Genomic DNA, 16,398 nt, shown 5'->3' on the forward strand with positions numbered 1-16,398 from the left:
GCCCGCGCTCAGGCCCGGGCCGGCTCGCCGTCGGCGAGGGCCCGCGGCGGCGGGGTGACGAACTTGTACCCGACCTGCCGGACCGTCCCGATCATCGACTCGTACTCCGGCCCGAGCTTGGCGCGCAGCCGCCGCACGTGCACGTCCACCGTCCGGGTACCGCCGAAGTAGTCGTACCCCCACACCTCGCGCAGCAACTGCTCCCGCCCGAACACCCGGCCCGGGTGCTGGGCGAGGAACCGCAGCAGCTCGAACTCCTTGTACGTCAGGTCCAGCGGGCGCCCCCGCAGCCGGGCGGCGTACGTCTGCGGGTCGATGGTCAGCTCGCCCGCCCGCACCGCCGCGTCTTCGGCGCCGGGGCCGGCGACCTCCTCGCCGCGGCCGGCGGCCAGCCGCAGCCGCGCCTCCACCTCGGCGGGACCCGCCCCGGCGACCAGCACGTCGTCGACGCCCCAGTCGGCCTGGACGACGGCCAGCCCGGCCTCGTCGAACACCGCCACCAGCGGCGCGGCCAGCCCGGTGCTGCGCAGCATCCGGCAGGTCGCCCGGGCCTCGGCCAGGTCCGCGCGGGCATCGAGGAGGATGACGTCGGCGTCCGGGTCGGCCAGCAGCGCCCGCACGTCGCGGGCGGCGGTGCGGACCCGGTGCGCCAGCAGATCCAGGGCCGGCAGCACGGCGGCGCCGTCGACCGCCGCCGTCAGGACCAGCAGCCGCACCCGTCACCACCTCCGTCTCCCGCGCCGGTGGCCGGAAGCTCAGACGTCGAGAATAGCCGCCGCGCCGCTACCGGCCCGCCGCCGCGCGTCTGGCACCATCGACGGTGTGACCCCCCCGAGAAGTGGCGACGCCGACGCAGATCCCTGGACCGAGGACGACAGCGGACGGGCCGGCGCGCCCGGCGGCGGGGCCGGCCGGGGCGGCGCCGCGGAGGATCCGCGGGTGACGGCCGAGGCCGCCCGGGTCGAGGCCGCGCAGCAGGCGCGGACCGCCGAGGCGGTGCCGGTGGACCGGGCGCTGTCGGTCTCGGTGGCCGGGTTCGCCGCCCTGCTCGCGGTCGGGCTCGTGCTCGGCGCCCAGGGGATCGGGCTCGGTGCCGGGCGGCTGCCGTACGTGGCGGTCATCCTCGGCGTCCAGCTTCTGTTCATCCTGGCCTCGACGATGGCGATGCGGCCGCCGGCGATGCCCGCCGTGGCGGGCGTCTCGGTGCTCGTGGCGCTGGGCGCCGACCTGGCCGCCGTCCTGCCCGACGAGGCGTCGCTGGCCAAGCTGGGCCTGGTGGCGGCGGCGGGCTTCGGGCTGTCGGTCCTCGCCCAGCTCCTGCGGCCCAGCGACCGGGAGCGGGTCACCGAGTCCCTCGGCGCCACGCTGATGATCGTCATCGGCGTCGTGGCGTTCGCCACGCTCGTGGTGCTCACCCGCAAGCCCGGCGGCACCCAGACCCTCACGCTGTGCCTCACCGCGGCGGGCGTCGCGCTGGTCGTGGCGCGCCTGGTCGACCCGGTCTCCGCGTCGCCGCGGCTGGCCCCGCAGGTGCCGCGCGGCGCGCTCGGCGTCGTGCTCGGGGCCATGCTCGGTACCGCGGCCGGCGCCGTGCTCGGCAGCAGCCTGGTGGCGCCCTTCACCCCGACCAACGGCGCGGTGCTCGGGCTGCTGTGCGCCTGCGCGGCGGTCCTCACCGACCTGGGCGCCAACTATGCCGAGGCGGGCCGGCTGATGGCCGGGGACCCGCCGACGTTCTGGATCGCCCGGCACATGCAGGGGCCGATCGCCGGGCTCGCCCTGGCCGCTCCGGTGGCGTACGTGGGGAACGTCCTGTTCCTGGTCCCGTTCGGGGGAGTGTAGGACGGCCACCGACTTCGATATGCTGCGCGGCGATGTCTGACTGGAACCCGCCCCCGCGCCCCGGCCGGAAGCGCCGCCGGGGCGGCAAGCTCCTCGTCGTCCTGCTGCTGCTGGGCGGCTCCCTGATCGGCCTGGACCGGTTCGGGGTGATGGTCGCCGAGGAGCAGATCGGCAAGACCGTCCACGACCAGCTCGTCGCGCGCGAGGTCGCCGCCACCGACCCCGACGTGGACGTGCGCGGCTTCCCGTTCCTGTGGCAGGCCGTCACCGGGGACTACCGGCGGGTGGACATCCTGCTCTCCGACGTGCAGGCCCAGGGCGGCGGCGGCGCCGACGGGCAGCGGGTCCGGCTGTCCCAGGTCCGGGTGCGCGCCGAGAACGTGCGGGCCACCCTGGCCGACGTGCTCAACGGCGGGAACATCGTCGCCCGCCGCCTGACCGGCACCGCCACCCTCGACTACGCCAGCGTCCAGACGCTCGCCCGCCAGCCCGGGCTGCAGCTCTCGGAGGCCGACGGGCGGCTGCGCGCGCGGCTGCCGGTGACCCTGCTCGGCCGCCAGTTCACCGTCGTCGGCGTCGGCCGGGTCGAGCCCGCGCAGAACGTGGTCCGGCTGCGCTTCGACGAACTCGACGCCGAGGGCGCCGACGTGCCCGAACAGATCCGCCGGACCCTGAGCCGGTACGGCGAGCAGATGGCCGTCGACATCCCGCTGCCGCCGCTGCCGTTCCCGCTGACGATCGCGCGCGTCGACCCCGGCCCCGCGGGCCTGACGGTGACGGGTACGGCGGCCGACGTCCCCCTGCGCTGACCTGCGCGCCCACTACGATGGCCCGATGACCGAGGGCGGCCCGCGGGCTCCGCGCCGATCCCGGCGCGCCGTGCTGGCCGCCGCCGTCGCGGCGTGGGCGCTGCTGCTCGGCTGGCTCGGGTACCGGTCGGCGCGGGAGGACCCGCCGACCGCCCGGGAGCAGCGCACCGCCGAGGCGGCGGCCCCGGTCGTCGACGGCGCCGCCGCCGAGATCGCCCGCGCCGCGGCGCGGCTGGCCGCGACCGTCGCGCCGGCCGCCGACCGCCGCGAACCGTGCGAGATCACGCCGCTGCGCCCAGGCGACGAGGTGAGCAGGACGCTGGTCGTGACCTCGCCCGCCGCGGACGGGCCGGCGCTGCTGCGGGCGCTGGCCGCGGAGCTGCCCGGCGCCTACGGCGTGACCGTGTACAGCCGCGACGGCGTGGCCCGCCGGTTCACCGCCGACGCGGGCGAGTTCGTCGCCGTGCGCGCCGACGCCGGCCCGCGGGCGCTGTCGGTCACCATCGCCACGGGCTGCCGCCCGCGCGCCGGCCGGTAGGACCCGGCCCCCGGCGGTCGCGGGGGCCCCGTCAGTACACGAGGGCCTGGACGCCGTCGGCCAGGCACTCCTCGACGAACACCGCCGCGCCCGCGATCCGCACACCGGGCAGCAGGTCCGCCCCGGTCAGGTCGCGGCGGGCGGCGCACTGGGTGCACACGGTGACCTGGCCGGACCCCAGGACCGCGGCCAGCAGCTCGGCCAGCGGCGCGGAGTGCGGCAGGTCGAACTCCGCGGCCCGGCCCGGTACCGCGAGCCACGAGGACTCGCCGGTGAGCCAGAGCGAGACGGCGACGCCGGCCGCGGCCGCGGTCGCCGCGACGGTGAACGCCTGCGCGCACCGCTCCGGTGCGTCGGTACCCGAGGTTGCCTTCACGACCAGTGTGGAAGCCATGCCGACAGCCTAGGATCGGGGGCGCGGTGCGGCGGCGACGGGTGGGCCGCCGACGAGGGGGGCGGCATGGTCACCGAGATCGGCTTCGTCAGCCTGCTCGTCGCGGCGTTCGGGGCGCTCGCCGGCGGGCTGGGGTACCTCGTGGTGCGGCTGGTCCGCCAGCGGTAGGGCCGCGGCGGCCCCGCGGGGGCCGCAGTATCCTCGCCGGGTGAGCGAGAACCCGATGCAGCCGCCGTGGCTGAACGCCCCGCCGGTCGACCCGTACCCGTTCGAGGAGACCTACGACCTGCGCACGGGGCCGGACCTGCACCCGTCGCTGCTCGGCCTCCTGCCGTACGTCGGGCTGTGGCGCGGGCGCGGCCGGGGCGGGTACCCGGGCATCGAGGACTTCGACTACGCCCAGGAGATCAGGGTCACGCACGACGGGCGTCCGTTCCTGTCCTACGAGTCGCGCGCGTGGATCCTCGACGACGCCTCGCGGCCGGTCCGGCCGGCGTACCGCGAGGTCGGCTGGTGGCGCCCGGTGATCGTGGACGACCGGGCCACCGACGAGGTCGAGGCGCTGCTGACCGCGCCGACCGGGGTCATGGAGCTGTACGTCGGCCGGCTCGACGGCGTGAAGCTGGAGCTGGCCACCGACGTGGTGATCCGCACGGTGACGGCGAAGGAGGTCACGGCGGGGCAGCGGCTGTTCGGCATCGTCGAGGGCGCCCTGCTGTACGCCCAGGAGATGGCCGCGCAGGGGCACCCGCTGAGCCCGCACCTGTCGGCGCGCCTGGTCCGCGTCGGCGGCTGACCGCCCCCGCGCGCCGGGACCGCCCGCCCACGCCGGACGGCCGCGTCAGGGGGCCGGGAAGCCCAGCAGGTCCCGCAGCGCCGCGGTGTGCCGGGAGGCCGGCAGCGCCGCGCCGTCCAGCGCGCGGACCTCGGCCAGGCCGCGCACCGAGGACGCCAGCCACACCCCGTCGGCGGCCGCGAGCGCGGCCGGCCGCACCATCCGCTCGGCGGCCGCGAACCCCGCCCCCGCCGCGTGGTCGAGCAGGTACCGGGCCGTGCAGCCGGGCAGCACGCCGGTGTCCGCGGCCGGCACGGTGCACAGCGCACCGCCGTCGGCCCAGACCAGCGTCGAGGTCGGCCCCTCCAGGGCGTACCCGTCGGCCGACACCCACAGCACGTCGTCGACCCCGCGGCCGGCGGCCCAGCGCAGGGTCGCCATGTTCGTCGCGTACGACAGGCTCTTGACCCCGCCGAGCAGCCACGGCGCGTCGCCCCGGGCCGCCGCGGCCACGCCGAGCGAGGCGGTCGCCACGGCCAGCCCGGCCCGCCGGGCCGCCCGTACCGCGTCGGCGACGGCGCTGACCAGCGCGTACGTCGTGGGCGGCCCGCCGGTCTCCGGCCCGCGCGTACAGACCAGGCGCAGCGCGCCCTCCACGTCCGCCGGCCAGGCCGCGCACGCCTGCGCCGCGAGGCGGGCCAGCGCGGCGGCCGCCGGCAGCGGCAGCTCCAGCCGCGCCGCGGACCGCGCCATCCGGGCCAGGTGGGCCTCGACCAGCCACGGCGCGCCCGCGCGGACGTGCATCGTCTCGAACACCCCGTCGCCGCGCAGCGCGCCGAGGTCGTCCGCCCGCAGCAGGGGCGCCTCGGCGGGCACCACCCCGCGACCCAGTACCGCCACCACCCGCCGCGCCCGCTCCGCCATGCGCGCAGCGTAACCACCGCCACCCGCGCCCCGGACGCCGCCGCCCGCGCCGCGGCCTACGATGGGCGCAGCGGCGGCGAGGAGGCTACGTGACCGGCTGTTCTGGTGTGACGGGTAGACCCGGTGCGGACCGGCCCGGTGGTCCGGCGGGCCGGGGCGGCGGCGCGCGGGCGGCGGCGGCCCCGCGTCCGGTGCCTGCGCGCGGGCGGGTGCGGTGATCGCCCGGGACGGGGCGGTACCCGTCGACGCCCTCGACCCGGCCACCCCCGACCAGCCCGACCCCGCCCACCGGGCGGCGGGCGTGGGCGCGGTGGCAGCGCACTACGGCGACCCGGCCCGGGAGCAGCGGGTCCTGGAGCGCGCCGCCGGCCTGGTCGACCGGTCCCACCGGGGCGTCCTGACGGTCACCGGGCCGGAGCGCCTGAGCTGGCTGCACAGCATCACCACCCAGCACCTGAGCGCCCTCGCCGGCCCCGCGGGCACCGAGCTGCTCGTGCTGTCGCCGAACGGGCACATCGAGGGGCACGCGTCGGTCGCCGAGCTGGACGGCACCGTGTGGCTGGACACCGAGCCCGGCGCCGCCGCCGGGCTGCTGGCGTTCCTGGAGCGGATGCGCTTCCTGACCCGGGTGCAGACCCGGGACGAGACCGCCGGGTGGGCCGTCCTGTCGCTGGTCGGCCCGGAGGCGCCGCAGGCGTCGGCGGCCCTGGGCGCGGCGCTGGCGGCACCGCCGCGGGTGGCCCCCGTGCCGGGCCCGAAGTTCCCCTCCGGCACCGTGCCGCCGACGGCCACCAGCGCGTACCCCGTCGCGCCGCTGCCCGGGGGCGGCTTCGCCCGCCGGGGCCGGCTCGGCGTCGACCTGGTCGTACCCCGGGACCGCGTCGACGCGGTCGCGGACACGCTCGGGGTGCCGGTGTGCGGGCTGTGGGCGTACGAGGCGGTGCGGGTCGCCGCCCGGATCGCGCGGGTCGGCCCGGACACCGACCACCGGACGATCCCCGCCGAGGTCGACCTCGTCGGCCCGGCCGTACACCTGGACAAGGGCTGCTACCGCGGCCAGGAGACGGTCGCCCGCGTGCACAACCTGGGCCGCCCGCCGCGGCGGCTGGCGCTGCTGCACCTGGACGGGGTCGCCACCGACCAGCCGCCGGCCCCGGGCACCCCGGTGACGAACGCCGACGGCCGCGCCGTGGGCTTCGTCGGCACGGCCGTGCGCCACCACGAGTGGGGGATGGTGGCGCTCGCCGTCATCAAGCGGTCGGTGGCCGACGACGCGCCGCTGCGGGTCGGGCCGTCGGCCGCCGCGGTCGAGCCGGCCGCCGTCTGAAGTGGACCGCCCGTTCCGGCGGGCGGGACCACCGGTGGGGTGGCGCCGGGTCGGGCCGCGGGCCGCGACACTGCCCGGTCAGCTCGCGCGCATCGGACATCCGGTCAGTTCAGGCGCGCGCCCGTTGGTCTCAGGCATCGACAGCGATACCTTCATGGCACGCCCCGGCCCCGGCCGGTGCGGCGCGCCGGCGCAGCCGGGGCGCGGCTATTGGTGGCGGGCGCCCACTTGCCCGCACCGATGTTGGGGAGTGATGGACATGGCAGTGCGGACGACGCTCGGAATCGCCCTTGCCGCGGGTCTGCTCGCGACGGCGGGGACCGCCGTCGCCGCGGTCGGCGACGCCGGACCCGCGGTGTTCGCCGAGCCGGCGCTGACCGTGAAGGGCCTGATCGGCCACGGCGGCGCCTGCTCGGCCGACAAGCCGAAGCTCGTCGGCGTGGCCGACAACGTGGTCGCGGTGGCGATGCCCGCGATGACGGTCCGGGTCGGCCAGGTGGACAGCGGCGAGCACGTGGCCGAGGCGCGCAGTACGTGCAGCCTGAGCTTCCGGGTGGTGGTGCCCGCCGGGCAGACGGCCCTGCTGCGGCAGGCCACGTACCACGGTGTCGCCGAGCTGACCGCCGGGGCGACCGCCGTCAGCGAGATCAACTACCTGCTGCCGGGCAACGCGGGGGCGTACGTCACGACGCGCAGGCCGTTCACCGGCCCGACCGCGGGTCCGTGGTCGTACTCCGACGAGGTGGCGGCGCCGGCCGGCAAGGCACAGGGGCAGTCGGTGTCCCTGGACGTCGCGCTCTCGGCCAGGGCCGGCGCGGGGGACCCGGGGGCCAGCGTCCTGCGCTGGGCGACCGACGCCGGTGGCGCGACCATGTACCTGCGCTTCACCGTCCAGCCGGCCCGCCAGGGGTGAGCCCGACCCGGTGGCGCCGGCCCGGACCGAACTCCCGTACCGTTCAGGCGGTCGATTCGTGATCAACTAGGTACGGTCAATACATGGGCAAAGCGTATGAGGGCGGTGCGCCGCTCGTCGAGGTCGTGCGGTCCGGCTTCGCCGAGGGCGTGCACCGGGGTTCGGTCGTGGTACTGGACGCCGCCGGGGCGGTGCTGGCCGCCGCGGGGGACACCACCGGCGCCGTCTTCCCGCGCTCGTCCAGCAAGCCGATGCAGGGCATCGGGATGCTCCGCTCCGGCCTGCGCCTGGCCGACCCGGCCGACCTGGCGCTGGTCTGCGCCAGCCACCTCGGCGAGGACTTCCACGTGGCCCGGGTCCGCGCGCTGCTGCGCAGCGCCGGGCTGGACGAGACCGCCCTGCGCTGCCCCCCGGCCGTCCCGGGCGGCGAGGCGGCCAAGGCGGCCGTCTACGCGGCCGGCGGCGGCCGCGCGCGGATCTACATGGACTGCTCCGGCAAGCACGCCGGGATGCTGCTGACCTGCCGGGAGAACGGCTGGCCGCTGGAGGAGTACTACGACCGGGAGCACCCGCTCCAGGAGCGGATCGCCCTGACGATCGAGGAGTTCACCGGCGAATACCCGGCCGCCACGGGCGTGGACGGGTGCGGGGCGCCGGTCCTGGCGGTGTCGCTGACGGCGCTGGCGCGGGCGTACCTGCGGATCGTGCACGGCGAGCCGGGCACCGTGGAGCGGCGGGTGGCCGACGCGATGCGCGCGCACCCGGAGCTGGTCGCCGGTACCGGGGCGGAGGACACCGCCTTCATGAGCGGCGTACCGGGCCTGCTGTGCAAGGTCGGCGCGGAGGCCGTCTGGGTCGCGGCGGTACCGGAGGTCGGCGCGGTCGCCATGAAGATCGACGACGGCGGGGCGCGGGCGCGGCCGCCGGTGCTGGTGTCCGCCCTGCGCCGGCTCGGGATCGGCGGCGAGGTCCTGGACCGGTACGCCGAGCCGCCGCTGACCGGCGGCGCCGCGGTGGTCGGCGCCCTGCGCCCCCTGTGGTGACTCCTGAGGCCGGCGGGGCGCCCGTGACGGGTGTCGCTAACTTTTGCAAGCGTTCTGCTTGCAGGTGCTAGCGGCCGGGACTAGCGTCGGCACCGTGACCGACGCCAACGACCCGCCCCGCGACATCGGCGAGTTCATCCGGGACCTGCGGCGCAACGCCCGGATCTCCCTGCGCCAGCTCGCCCAGCAGGCCGGCGTCAGCAACCCGTACCTCAGCCAGATCGAGCGCGGGCTGCGCAAGCCGAGCGCCGAGGTGCTCCAGCAACTGGCCGGCGCGCTGCGCGTGTCGACCCCGCTGATGTACCTGCGGGCCGGCCTGCTCGACGGCCGGCACGACGGCGGCGTCCTCGCCGCGGTCGCCGCCGACCCCGACCTGAGTACCGCCCAGAAGCAGTCCCTGACCCAGATCTACGAGACGTTCCGCCGGGAGAACGCGCGCCAGCGCGACTCCGGCGAGGCGCCCGCACCGCCCGCACCGCCCACGCCAGCCGCCAGCATCCAGGAGGAGCAGACATGAGCACCGACACCCGCAACCGTATGCCGAACCCGCTGTACGCCGCCGCCGGCGCCGGGGACCTGGCCTTCCAGCAACTGCGCAAGCGCCTGCCGGCCGCCGTCGACGGGATCCGCGACCGGGCCACCACCCTGCGCGCGCGGTCCGGGGACCTGGACCACCTGCGCGCCGAGGCGCGGACCGCGTTCGCCACCGCCACGGTCCGGGCCGGCGAGATCTACCGCGACCTCGTCGTCCGCGGCGAGCGCGTCGTCGGCCACGTCGACACCACGCCGGGGAAGGCCACCGGCGTGGCGACCGTCCGCCCGGTCCGCCGCCCGCGCGGCGGCGCCGCGGCGTCGACCCCGACCGGCCGCTGAGGCGGCCGCGCCCGGCTGGGGTGTGCGGCCGGCACACCCCGCCGCGGGCGGCCTAAGCTGGGGTCATGGCCCTTTCCGCGCCGCTCTTCTACCAGACGGTCGTCCTCGTGCTCGACCTCGTCGTCGGGCTGATCGCCTTCGGGCTCACCGTCGTGTCCTTCGGGCACTGCCTGATCCAGCGGGCGGACGCGTTCACCGCCATCGGCACCCTGCCCAAGCCGGGCTGGCTCGCGCTGCTCGGCGGCACGGCGCTGCTCGGCCTGGTGCACATCGTCTACAGCCTGCCGTTCGGTCTGCTCGTCCAGATGATCGGCGCCGCCGCCGGCCTCATCTACCTGCTGGACGTCCGGGCCGGCCTGCGCGGGCTCACCGACGGCCGAGGCGGCTGGTGAGGGATTTCCGCTGGCCGCCGCCGCCCGAGGGCGGCCCCCGGATCTCGGGACCGGGGCCGACCGCGCCGCGCAGCGGCCGCCCCACCCTGCCGCAGCCGCCGACGACCGTGGTGCGCACGCCGCACGGCGTCGCGCTGGAGCGGCTCACCACCGGCGCCGGCGCGCCCGTCACGGTCTTCGCCCACGGCCTGGGCAACGGCATCGCCGAGACCCGGCCGCTGGCCAGCGGCGTCGCGGGCCGGCGCGAGTTCTTCCACTTCCGCGGCCACGGGCGCTCGGCGTCCCCGCCCGGCCCCTGGACGTACGCCGACCTCGCCCGGGACCTGCGGGCCGTCGCCGACCTGACCGGCGCCACCCGGGCCGTCGGGGTCAGCCTCGGCGCCGGGGCGCTCACCCGGGTCCTGGCCGAGAGCCCCGAGCGGTTCACGCACGCGGTGTTCTTCCTGCCCGCGGTCCTCGACCGGCCGCGCGGCCCGGTGGCCCGCGCGCGGCTGGACGCGCTGCTGGCCGCCATCGAGTCCGGCGACCCCGCCGCGATCGCCGACGCCGTCGCCGTCGACATCCCGGCCGCGGTGCGCCACACGCCGGCCGGCTGGGCGTACCTGCGGCAGCGGGTCGAGCAGCTCGGCGGCGAGGGGCTGGCCCCGGCGCTCGCCGCGCTGCCCGGGGAGGTGGCCCTCGCCGACCGCGCCGCGCTGGCCCGCGCGGCCGCCCGGTGCCTGGTGATCGGCGCGCAGGGCGACGACCTGCACCCGGTCGCGGTGGCCGAGGAGCTGGCCGCGGCCCTGCCGGACGCGGCCCTGCACGTGTACGAGCGGCCCGGCGTGCTCTGGACGGCCCGCGCCGACCTGCGCGAACGGATCTCGCGCTTCCTCAACGACTGACGCCGACGCGCGGGCACCCGGCCCGGCGGTCAGCCGGTGCGCAGGGCGGTCAGCAGGGCGGGGTCGCCCGCGCGGGCCAGGGCGTCGAACGGGATCCGGCCCCACAGCGCCAACTGCAGGTCGCTGGCCGTACCGACGGCGTGGGCGGTCTCGTGGTGCGCCTCGTCGTCGTCCAGGAGCGTGTCGGTGTCCAGCAGCGCGACGTTCTCGTCGCGCAGCCGCACGTACCACTCGGTCTCCAGGTCCGTCGCCGACAGTCGGACCACTCCGGTACGCGGCTGCGGCGCGAACCGGCGGCCCGCCGGCAGCCAGGTGTCGAGCACCTCGGTGACCCCGTCGGCGGCGAGCTTGGCCTCGATCGGGGTCGGGGTGCCGACCGCGGCCTGGGCGTCCCAGCGGTGTACGGCCGCCTCGTGGGCCGCCCGCCGGAACCAGAAGGCGGCGGTCTTGGTCTGCGGCGCCCAGTTCCAGGCGGGCATCCCCGGGTCGAGGTGTTCGAGGGTGGCCAGCAGCAGGTCGTGCCGCTCGGCGCACCACTGCGCGGTCCGCGGCCAGGGCGGGATCTCGACCGCGTGCGCGGCGACCGGCTCGGGGGCGGCGATGACGCCGCGGTCGACGTGGCCGCGGATCCAGGAGTACGCGCCGCCGAGGTGCGCGGTCAGGCTCTCGACCGTCCACCCGGGACAGCTCGGTACCGGGGCGTCCGCCCGCGCCTGGGCGACCGCCCCGTCGAAGGCGGCCCCCTCCTGGCGCAGCGCGCCCAGCCAGAAATCCCTGCCGCCGATGACCCGGTGCATCCGGAACCCCCTCGCCGTTCGCTCGCCGGCCGGCCGGGCCGCGCGGGCCGCCGCCCCGGGCGGGGCGGCGCCCGGAGGCGGTGCGGCCGGCCCTAGGGTGGTGGCGTGTCCGACGATAACGCCGATGTGCCGGCGACGGCGGGTGTGCCGCTCGCCGCGCACACCACCTTGCGCCTGGGTGGTCCCGCGCGCGAGTTGGTTATCGCCTCAAATGATGACGAAATCATCCAGAGTTGCCGGCAAAATTCCCCCGCTCTCATCCTTGCCGGCGGCAGCAACGTCGTGATCGGTGACGCCGGGGTCGCCGGCCGGGTACTGCTGGTGCGCAGCCGCGGGATCGCCGCGGAGCCGGCGGGCGACGGCCACGTCCGGGTGACGGCCGCGGCCGGCGAGCCCTGGGACGACCTGGTGGCGGCGACCGTCGCCGCCGGGTACCGGGGGCTGGAGTGCCTGTCCGGCATCCCGGGCAGCACCGGCGCCACCCCGATCCAGAACGTCGGCGCGTACGGCCAGGAGGTGGCCGGGACCGTCGCGGGCGTGCGGGTGTACGACCGGGCCGCCGACGAGGTCCGCACGCTCGACCCGGCCGCGTGCGGCTTCGGGTACCGGCACTCGGTCTTCAAGCGGCACGACCGGTACGTCGTGCTGGGAGTGGCCTTCCGGCTGCGGGTCTCGGGGCTGTCGGCGCCGTTGCGGTACGCGGAGCTGGCCGCCGCCCTCGGCGTCGCCCCGGGCGGGTCGGCGCCGCTGGCGGACGTCCGGGCGGCGGTGCTGGCGCTGCGCGCGGGCAAGGGGATGGTGCTCGACCCGGCCGACCGGGACACGTACTCCGTCGGCTCCTTCTTCATGAACCCGGTGCTCGACGCCACGGCGTACGCCGCCCTGGCCGCCCGCTGCCCCGACGGCGCGCCCCGCGGCTGGCCCGGCGCCGACGGCGCCGTGAAGCTGAGCGCCGCCTGGCTGATCGAGCGGGCCGGGTACGCCCGGGGGTACACCCGCGGCGGCGGTGTCGCGGTGTCGGGCAAGCACACCCTGGCCCTCACCCACCGCGGCGGCGGCAGCACCGCGGCGCTGCTGGACCTGGCCGCGGACATCCGCGCGGGCGTCCAGGACCGCTTCGGCGTCCGCCTCGACCCCGAGCCGGTCCTGGTCAACTGCGCCCTGTGACCCGGCCCCGGCGCCGCGGGGAACACCGCGGTCAGGTCGCGCGGACCGCCGCGGTCAGTCGCGCGGCGACGGGTCCACGACGGACCACGGGACCGTGACCACGCCGCGCCGGTGCTCGGCCGCCCGGGAGAGCAGCGGCACCGACCCGGCGAGCGCGGCCACCGCCTGCCGCCAGCGCTGGCGCGGCCCGAACGCCGCGTAGGGCGCGGCCACGCGCCAGGCGTCGTCCAGCGTGGACAGCAGCCGGTGCACGCCCTGCCCCGGCACGTTGTGGTGGATCAGCGCCTTGGGCAGCCGCTCGGCCAGCGTCGCCGGCCGGTCGAGGTGGCGCAGCCGCACCGCCAGCGTCAGCGACGCCGGCCGGCCCCCGACCACCGCGACCCAGGTGGCGTACCGGCCCAGCTCGTCGCACGTGCCCTCGACCAGCAGCCCGCCGGGCGCCTGCGCCGCGGACACCGCCGCCCACGCCCCGGCCACCGCCGACTCGGGGTACTGGCGCAGCACGTTCGCGGCCCGGACCAGCACCGGCCGCAGCCCGGCCAGCTCGAACCCGCCCCGCCGGAACTCCAGCCCCGGCGGGTCCGCCGCGTGCGCCGCCTCGGCCACCCGCGCCGGGTCGATCTCCAGCCCGACCACCCGCACATCCGGCCGGACCGCCGCCAGCCGCGCGCGCAGCTCCACGGTCGTCACCGGCGACCCCCCGTACCCGAGGTCGACCACCAGCGGGTCGGCCGCGTCCGCCAGCAGCCGGGCGCACCGGGCGGCGAGCCAGCCGTCGATCGCGCGCAGCCGCTGCGGGCCGGTGGTACCGCGGGTGACCACCCCCCGCGGCCGGGGCGGGCGGCTCACGACTCCCGGTGGACCCTGTGCTGCGCGGCCTGGGCCAGCGGCCGGACGACCAGCCGGTCGATGTTGACGTGCGGGGGCCGGGTGGCGCACCAGGCCACGCAGTCGGCGATGTCGTCGGCCACCAGCGGGGCCGCGACGCCCGCGTAGACGGCCGCGGCGGCCGCGGCGTCGCCGCGCATCCGCACCACGGCGAACTCGTCGGTGCGCACCATGCCCGGGTCGATCTCCACCACCCGGACCGGCCGGCCGCACAGCTCCAGCCGCAGGGTCTCGGTCAGCGCCCGCTCGGCGTGCTTGGCGGCCGTGTACCCGCCGCCGCCCTCGTAGGTCACCAGGGCGGCCGTGGAGCCGATCACCACGACGGTGCCCGCGGCGGCCTCCAGCGCGGGCAGCAGCGCCTGGGTGACGTGGAGCGTGCCCAGCACGTTGACCTCGTACATGCGCCGCCAGTCCGCGGGGTCGGCGGCCGCGACGGGCTCGGCGCCGAACGCGCCCCCGGCGTTGTTGACCAGCAGGCGGACGGGGCCGCCGACCTCCCCGGCCGCCCGGGCCAGGCCGGCGACGGCGGCCGCGTCGGTGACGTCGCAGGGGACCGCGGTCGCGGTGCCGCCCGCCCCGGTGATCTCGGCGGCCAGCGCGGCGAGGCGGTCGGCGCGGCGGGCCGCGGCCACGACGTGGAAGCCCTCGGCGGCCAGCCGCCGGGCGGTGGCGGCGCCGATCCCGCTGGAGGCACCGGTGACGACGGCGATGGGGGTAGTCATGCACCCATTGTGTCGCGGGTACCCGGCGCGGGGAGAGGTAGGTCACTGGTTGATTCACTTCCGTCGCTGGCCGGGGAATGATGTGCGCCGGTACTGGTGTTCCCACCGCTTGGGTACGGCCGGAGGGAGTACACGGTGGCGGAACGGTCAGTCGGGCAGGGTGCGGACACACTGCCGGTACCGCGGCGGGTCGCCACCCTCTCGGTGCACACCTCCCCCCTGCACCAACCGGGCACCGGGGACGCGGGCGGGCTGAACGTCTACGTCGCCGAGGTCTCGCGCCGCCTGGCCGCCCGCGGCGTCGAGGTCGAGGTGTTCACCCGCGCGACCGCGAGCGGGGTGCCGCCGGTGGTCGAGCTGGCACCGGGGGTCCGCGTCCGGCACGTCGTGGCGGGCCCGTTCGAGGGCCTGGCCAAGGAGGACCTGCCCGCCCAGCTCTGCGCGTTCGCCACCGGGGTGCTGCGGGCCGAGGCCGGGCGCCCGCCGGGGTGGTACGACGCGGTGCACTCCCACTACTGGCTGTCCGGGCAGGTGGGCTGGCTGGCCCGGGACCGCTGGGGCGTACCGCTGGTGCACACCGCGCACACCCTGGCCAAGGTCAAGAACGCGCAGCTCGCGGCCGGGGACCGGCCCGAGCCGCTGGCCCGGCTGATCGGCGAGGAGCAGGTGGTCGGCGAGGCCGACCGGCTGGTGGCCAACACCGCCGCGGAGGCCGCCGCGCTGGTCGACGGGTACGGCGCCGCGGCCGACCAGGTCGCCGTCGTCGCCCCGGGCGTGGACCTGGACAGGTTCCGCCCGCCGAGCGTCGGCTGCGCGCAGACGGTGCGGCGGCGCTCGCGGCGCGAGTGCGGCCTGCCGCCGGACGGCCCGCTGGTGGCCTTCGTCGGCCGGATCCAGCCGCTGAAGGGGCCGGAGGTCCTGCTGCGCGCGGTGGCCGCGCTGGCGCGGCGCGACCCGGCTGCGGTCGCCGGGCTCACCGTCGCCGTCGTGGGTGGACCCAGCGGCAGCGGCCTGGACCGGCCGGCCGGCCTGATCGAGCTGGCGCACCGGCTCGGCATCGCCGACCACGTCCACTTCCTCGCGCCGCTGCCCCCGCCGCGGCTCGCCGTCCTGTACCGGGCGGCGGACGTGGTCGCCGTGCCGTCGTACAGCGAGTCGTTCGGCCTGGTGGCGCTGGAGGCCCAGGCCTGCGGTACGCCGGTGCTGGCGGCCGCGGTCGGCGGCCTGGTGACCGCCGTCCGCGACGGCGTCAGCGGGGCCCTCGTCGAGGGGCACGACCCGCAGCGGTGGGCGGCCGCGCTGGCCCGGCTGCTGGGCGATCCGGCCCGCCTGGCGGCGCTGGGCGCCGGGGCGGCCGCCCACGCCGAGCGGTTCTCCTGGGACCGCACGGTCGACAGCCTGCTGACCGTCTACGGTGAGGCGATGCGCCGTAACCAGCACCGCCTGCGCGCCCGCCTGGCCGCGACCGCCGGCCGGGCCGCCTGGTGAGCGACCCGGCCGTCGTCGCCGACCTCATCGCGCGGTTCTGCGCCGAGGGGGAGCTGGCGTGCGAGGCGACGGGGCCGCGGTCGTTCGCGGTGACGCTGCCCGGTACGCACAAGCTGAAGACCGTCTGCAACCTCATCGTCGGCGAGCACGCGCTGCGGGTCGAGGCGTTCGTGATGCGCCAGCCGGACGAGCGCCGCGAGGACCTGTGGGCCTGGCTGCTGCGCCGCAACGCCCGGCTGTACGGCGTGGCGTTCTCCATCGACGGCGCCGGTGACGTCTACCTGACCGGCCGCGTGGGCCTGGGCGCCGTCGACGCCGACGAGCTGGACCGGCTGCTGGGCGCGGTCCTGACGTACGCCGACGAGTCCTTCGACATGCTGCTGGAGATCGGCTTCGGGGAGGCGATCCGGCGGGAGTGGCGGTGGCGGCGCAGCCGCGGCGAGTCGGTCGCCAACCTGCGGGCGTTCGCGCACCTGATGCCCGCGGAGTCCGACTAGCGCGGTTCGCGGCGTGACCCCGTTCACTGGTCGTGATGTTCCGCGACCACATTGTGACCGTCCCGACATGTGCGGGCCGTTGTCCCCGGGTGTGCCGACCTCCTAGAGTCGACGGCGGCACCGGT

Annotated in this window: 21 protein-coding genes; 15 read left to right on the plus strand and 6 right to left on the minus strand. The window is 77.4% G+C overall.

The features are described 5' to 3' along the window. Positions 1–8 precede the first annotated feature (8 nt). On the minus strand, positions 9–716 hold the full coding sequence (locus IEY75_RS11390) for a winged helix-turn-helix transcriptional regulator (protein ID WP_189114264.1): 708 nt from the start codon (positions 714–716) through the stop codon (positions 9–11). A gap of 106 nt (positions 717–822) precedes the next feature. Between IEY75_RS11390 and IEY75_RS11395 the strand changes: the two genes are divergently transcribed. Genes IEY75_RS11395 through IEY75_RS11405 form a run of 3 tightly spaced genes read left to right on the plus strand, consistent with a single transcriptional unit; the run spans position 823 to position 3,189 of the window. Then, positions 823–1,842 carry a hypothetical protein gene (locus IEY75_RS11395; RefSeq protein WP_229789566.1) on the plus strand — a complete coding sequence of 340 codons (1,020 nt, stop codon included), beginning with the start codon at positions 823–825 and terminating at the stop codon, positions 1,840–1,842. A gap of 32 nt (positions 1,843–1,874) precedes the next feature. Continuing rightward, positions 1,875–2,651, plus strand: coding sequence for an LmeA family phospholipid-binding protein (locus IEY75_RS11400; RefSeq protein WP_189114265.1), 777 nt, complete (start codon positions 1,875–1,877; stop codon positions 2,649–2,651). Positions 2,652–2,676: 25 nt separating this feature from the next. Next, positions 2,677–3,189, plus strand: a complete 513-nt coding sequence (locus IEY75_RS11405) for a hypothetical protein (protein WP_189114266.1) — start codon at positions 2,677–2,679, stop codon at positions 3,187–3,189. A 31-nt stretch (positions 3,190–3,220) separates the two neighbouring features. Here IEY75_RS11405 and IEY75_RS11410 read toward each other — a convergent pair whose 3' ends face one another. Next, positions 3,221–3,583, minus strand: coding sequence for a DsrE family protein (locus IEY75_RS11410; protein ID WP_189114267.1), 363 nt, complete (start codon positions 3,581–3,583; stop codon positions 3,221–3,223). 66 nt (positions 3,584–3,649) lie between these two features. Here IEY75_RS11410 and mtfM point away from each other — a divergent pair, with 66 nt between their 5' ends. Then, the gene (gene mtfM / locus IEY75_RS21270) at positions 3,650–3,751 is read left to right on the plus strand and encodes a small membrane protein MtfM (protein WP_268244346.1); all 102 of its coding nucleotides are present in this window, start codon (positions 3,650–3,652) and stop codon (positions 3,749–3,751) included. A gap of 55 nt (positions 3,752–3,806) precedes the next feature. Next, positions 3,807–4,379, plus strand: coding sequence for a heme-binding beta-barrel domain-containing protein (locus tag IEY75_RS11415; RefSeq protein ID WP_189114441.1), 573 nt, complete (start codon positions 3,807–3,809; stop codon positions 4,377–4,379). Positions 4,380–4,424: 45 nt separating this feature from the next. Here the strand turns inward: IEY75_RS11415 and IEY75_RS11420 are convergent, their stop codons facing one another. Further along, the gene (locus IEY75_RS11420) at positions 4,425–5,282 is read right to left on the minus strand and encodes an aminotransferase class IV (protein ID WP_189114268.1); all 858 of its coding nucleotides are present in this window, start codon (positions 5,280–5,282) and stop codon (positions 4,425–4,427) included. Between the two features lie 214 nt (positions 5,283–5,496). Between IEY75_RS11420 and ygfZ the strand changes: the two genes are divergently transcribed. The 7 genes from ygfZ (at position 5,497) to IEY75_RS11455 (ending at position 10,714) form a co-directional block, all read left to right on the plus strand. Beyond that, entirely contained in the window at positions 5,497–6,609 is a 1,113-nt protein-coding gene (ygfZ, locus tag IEY75_RS11425; RefSeq protein WP_189114269.1) for a CAF17-like 4Fe-4S cluster assembly/insertion protein YgfZ, read from the plus strand. Positions 6,610–6,868: 259 nt separating this feature from the next. Then, positions 6,869–7,522: a DUF4360 domain-containing protein gene (locus IEY75_RS11430; protein WP_189114270.1), complete on the plus strand. Its 654-nt coding sequence runs from the start codon at positions 6,869–6,871 to the stop codon at positions 7,520–7,522. Positions 7,523–7,605: 83 nt separating this feature from the next. Beyond that, positions 7,606–8,565: an asparaginase gene (locus IEY75_RS11435; RefSeq protein ID WP_189114271.1), complete on the plus strand. Its 960-nt coding sequence runs from the start codon at positions 7,606–7,608 to the stop codon at positions 8,563–8,565. 94 nt (positions 8,566–8,659) lie between these two features. Continuing rightward, the gene (locus tag IEY75_RS11440) at positions 8,660–9,082 is read left to right on the plus strand and encodes a helix-turn-helix domain-containing protein (RefSeq protein WP_189114272.1); all 423 of its coding nucleotides are present in this window, start codon (positions 8,660–8,662) and stop codon (positions 9,080–9,082) included. Continuing rightward, positions 9,079–9,438, plus strand: a complete 360-nt coding sequence (locus IEY75_RS11445; protein ID WP_189114273.1) for a hypothetical protein — start codon at positions 9,079–9,081, stop codon at positions 9,436–9,438. Before IEY75_RS11440 ends, IEY75_RS11445 begins: the two co-directional genes overlap by 4 nt. A 65-nt stretch (positions 9,439–9,503) precedes the next feature. Beyond that, positions 9,504–9,830 (plus strand): DUF2516 family protein, encoded by a 327-nt coding sequence (locus tag IEY75_RS11450; protein WP_189114274.1) that lies wholly within the window; start codon positions 9,504–9,506, stop codon positions 9,828–9,830. After that, entirely contained in the window at positions 9,827–10,714 is an 888-nt protein-coding gene (locus IEY75_RS11455; RefSeq protein ID WP_189114275.1) for an alpha/beta fold hydrolase, read from the plus strand. Before IEY75_RS11450 ends, IEY75_RS11455 begins: the two co-directional genes overlap by 4 nt. A 29-nt stretch (positions 10,715–10,743) precedes the next feature. Here the strand turns inward: IEY75_RS11455 and IEY75_RS11460 are convergent, their stop codons facing one another. After that, complete coding sequence (locus IEY75_RS11460) at positions 10,744–11,511, minus strand: maleylpyruvate isomerase family mycothiol-dependent enzyme (RefSeq protein WP_189114276.1); 768 nt, start codon at positions 11,509–11,511, stop codon at positions 10,744–10,746. A 105-nt stretch (positions 11,512–11,616) separates the two neighbouring features. On the opposite strand from IEY75_RS11460, the gene IEY75_RS11465 reads away from it, so the two are divergent. Further along, entirely contained in the window at positions 11,617–12,678 is a 1,062-nt protein-coding gene (locus IEY75_RS11465; RefSeq protein ID WP_189114277.1) for a UDP-N-acetylmuramate dehydrogenase, read from the plus strand. Positions 12,679–12,732: 54 nt separating this feature from the next. On the opposite strand, the gene IEY75_RS11470 is transcribed toward IEY75_RS11465, so the two are convergent. Then, a complete protein-coding gene (locus IEY75_RS11470) occupies positions 12,733–13,527 on the minus strand; it encodes a class I SAM-dependent methyltransferase (protein ID WP_189114278.1) in 795 nt (264 codons plus the stop codon). Beyond that, positions 13,524–14,288 (minus strand): SDR family oxidoreductase, encoded by a 765-nt coding sequence (locus IEY75_RS11475; RefSeq protein WP_189114279.1) that lies wholly within the window; start codon positions 14,286–14,288, stop codon positions 13,524–13,526. Before IEY75_RS11475 ends, IEY75_RS11470 begins: the two co-directional genes overlap by 4 nt. 135 nt (positions 14,289–14,423) lie before the next feature. Here IEY75_RS11475 and mshA point away from each other — a divergent pair, with 135 nt between their 5' ends. Beyond that, positions 14,424–15,776 (plus strand): D-inositol-3-phosphate glycosyltransferase, encoded by a 1,353-nt coding sequence (mshA, locus tag IEY75_RS11480; RefSeq protein WP_229789568.1) that lies wholly within the window; start codon positions 14,424–14,426, stop codon positions 15,774–15,776. After that, positions 15,773–16,273 carry a type III secretion system chaperone family protein gene (locus IEY75_RS11485; RefSeq protein ID WP_189114280.1) on the plus strand — a complete coding sequence of 167 codons (501 nt, stop codon included), beginning with the start codon at positions 15,773–15,775 and terminating at the stop codon, positions 16,271–16,273. The genes mshA and IEY75_RS11485 overlap by 4 nt, the downstream gene beginning before the upstream one ends. Positions 16,274–16,398 lie beyond the last annotated feature (125 nt).

Source organism: Pilimelia terevasa (assembly GCF_014647915.1).
Taxonomy (GTDB): Bacteria; Actinomycetota; Actinomycetes; order Mycobacteriales; family Micromonosporaceae; genus Pilimelia; species Pilimelia terevasa.

What these genes read in the sequence shown, in the direction of transcription:
- IEY75_RS11405 (WP_189114266.1), top strand. Translation starts at nt 2,677, where the DNA reads ATGACCGAGGGCGGCCCGCGGGCTCCGCGCCGATCCCGGCGCGCCGTG.
- IEY75_RS11410 (WP_189114267.1), bottom strand. Translation starts at nt 3,583, where the DNA reads ATGGCTTCCACACTGGTCGTGAAGGCAACCTCGGGTACCGACGCACCG.
- IEY75_RS11430 (WP_189114270.1), top strand. Translation starts at nt 6,869, where the DNA reads ATGGCAGTGCGGACGACGCTCGGAATCGCCCTTGCCGCGGGTCTGCTC.
- IEY75_RS11460 (WP_189114276.1), bottom strand. Translation starts at nt 11,511, where the DNA reads ATGCACCGGGTCATCGGCGGCAGGGATTTCTGGCTGGGCGCGCTGCGC.
- IEY75_RS11415 (WP_189114441.1), top strand. Translation starts at nt 3,807, where the DNA reads ATGCAGCCGCCGTGGCTGAACGCCCCGCCGGTCGACCCGTACCCGTTC.
- mtfM (WP_268244346.1), top strand. Translation starts at nt 3,650, where the DNA reads ATGGTCACCGAGATCGGCTTCGTCAGCCTGCTCGTCGCGGCGTTCGGG.
- IEY75_RS11450 (WP_189114274.1), top strand. Translation starts at nt 9,504, where the DNA reads ATGGCCCTTTCCGCGCCGCTCTTCTACCAGACGGTCGTCCTCGTGCTC.
- IEY75_RS11420 (WP_189114268.1), bottom strand. Translation starts at nt 5,282, where the DNA reads ATGGCGGAGCGGGCGCGGCGGGTGGTGGCGGTACTGGGTCGCGGGGTG.
- IEY75_RS11445 (WP_189114273.1), top strand. Translation starts at nt 9,079, where the DNA reads ATGAGCACCGACACCCGCAACCGTATGCCGAACCCGCTGTACGCCGCC.
- IEY75_RS11400 (WP_189114265.1), top strand. Translation starts at nt 1,875, where the DNA reads ATGTCTGACTGGAACCCGCCCCCGCGCCCCGGCCGGAAGCGCCGCCGG.
- IEY75_RS11435 (WP_189114271.1), top strand. Translation starts at nt 7,606, where the DNA reads ATGGGCAAAGCGTATGAGGGCGGTGCGCCGCTCGTCGAGGTCGTGCGG.
- IEY75_RS11475 (WP_189114279.1), bottom strand. Translation starts at nt 14,288, where the DNA reads ATGACTACCCCCATCGCCGTCGTCACCGGTGCCTCCAGCGGGATCGGC.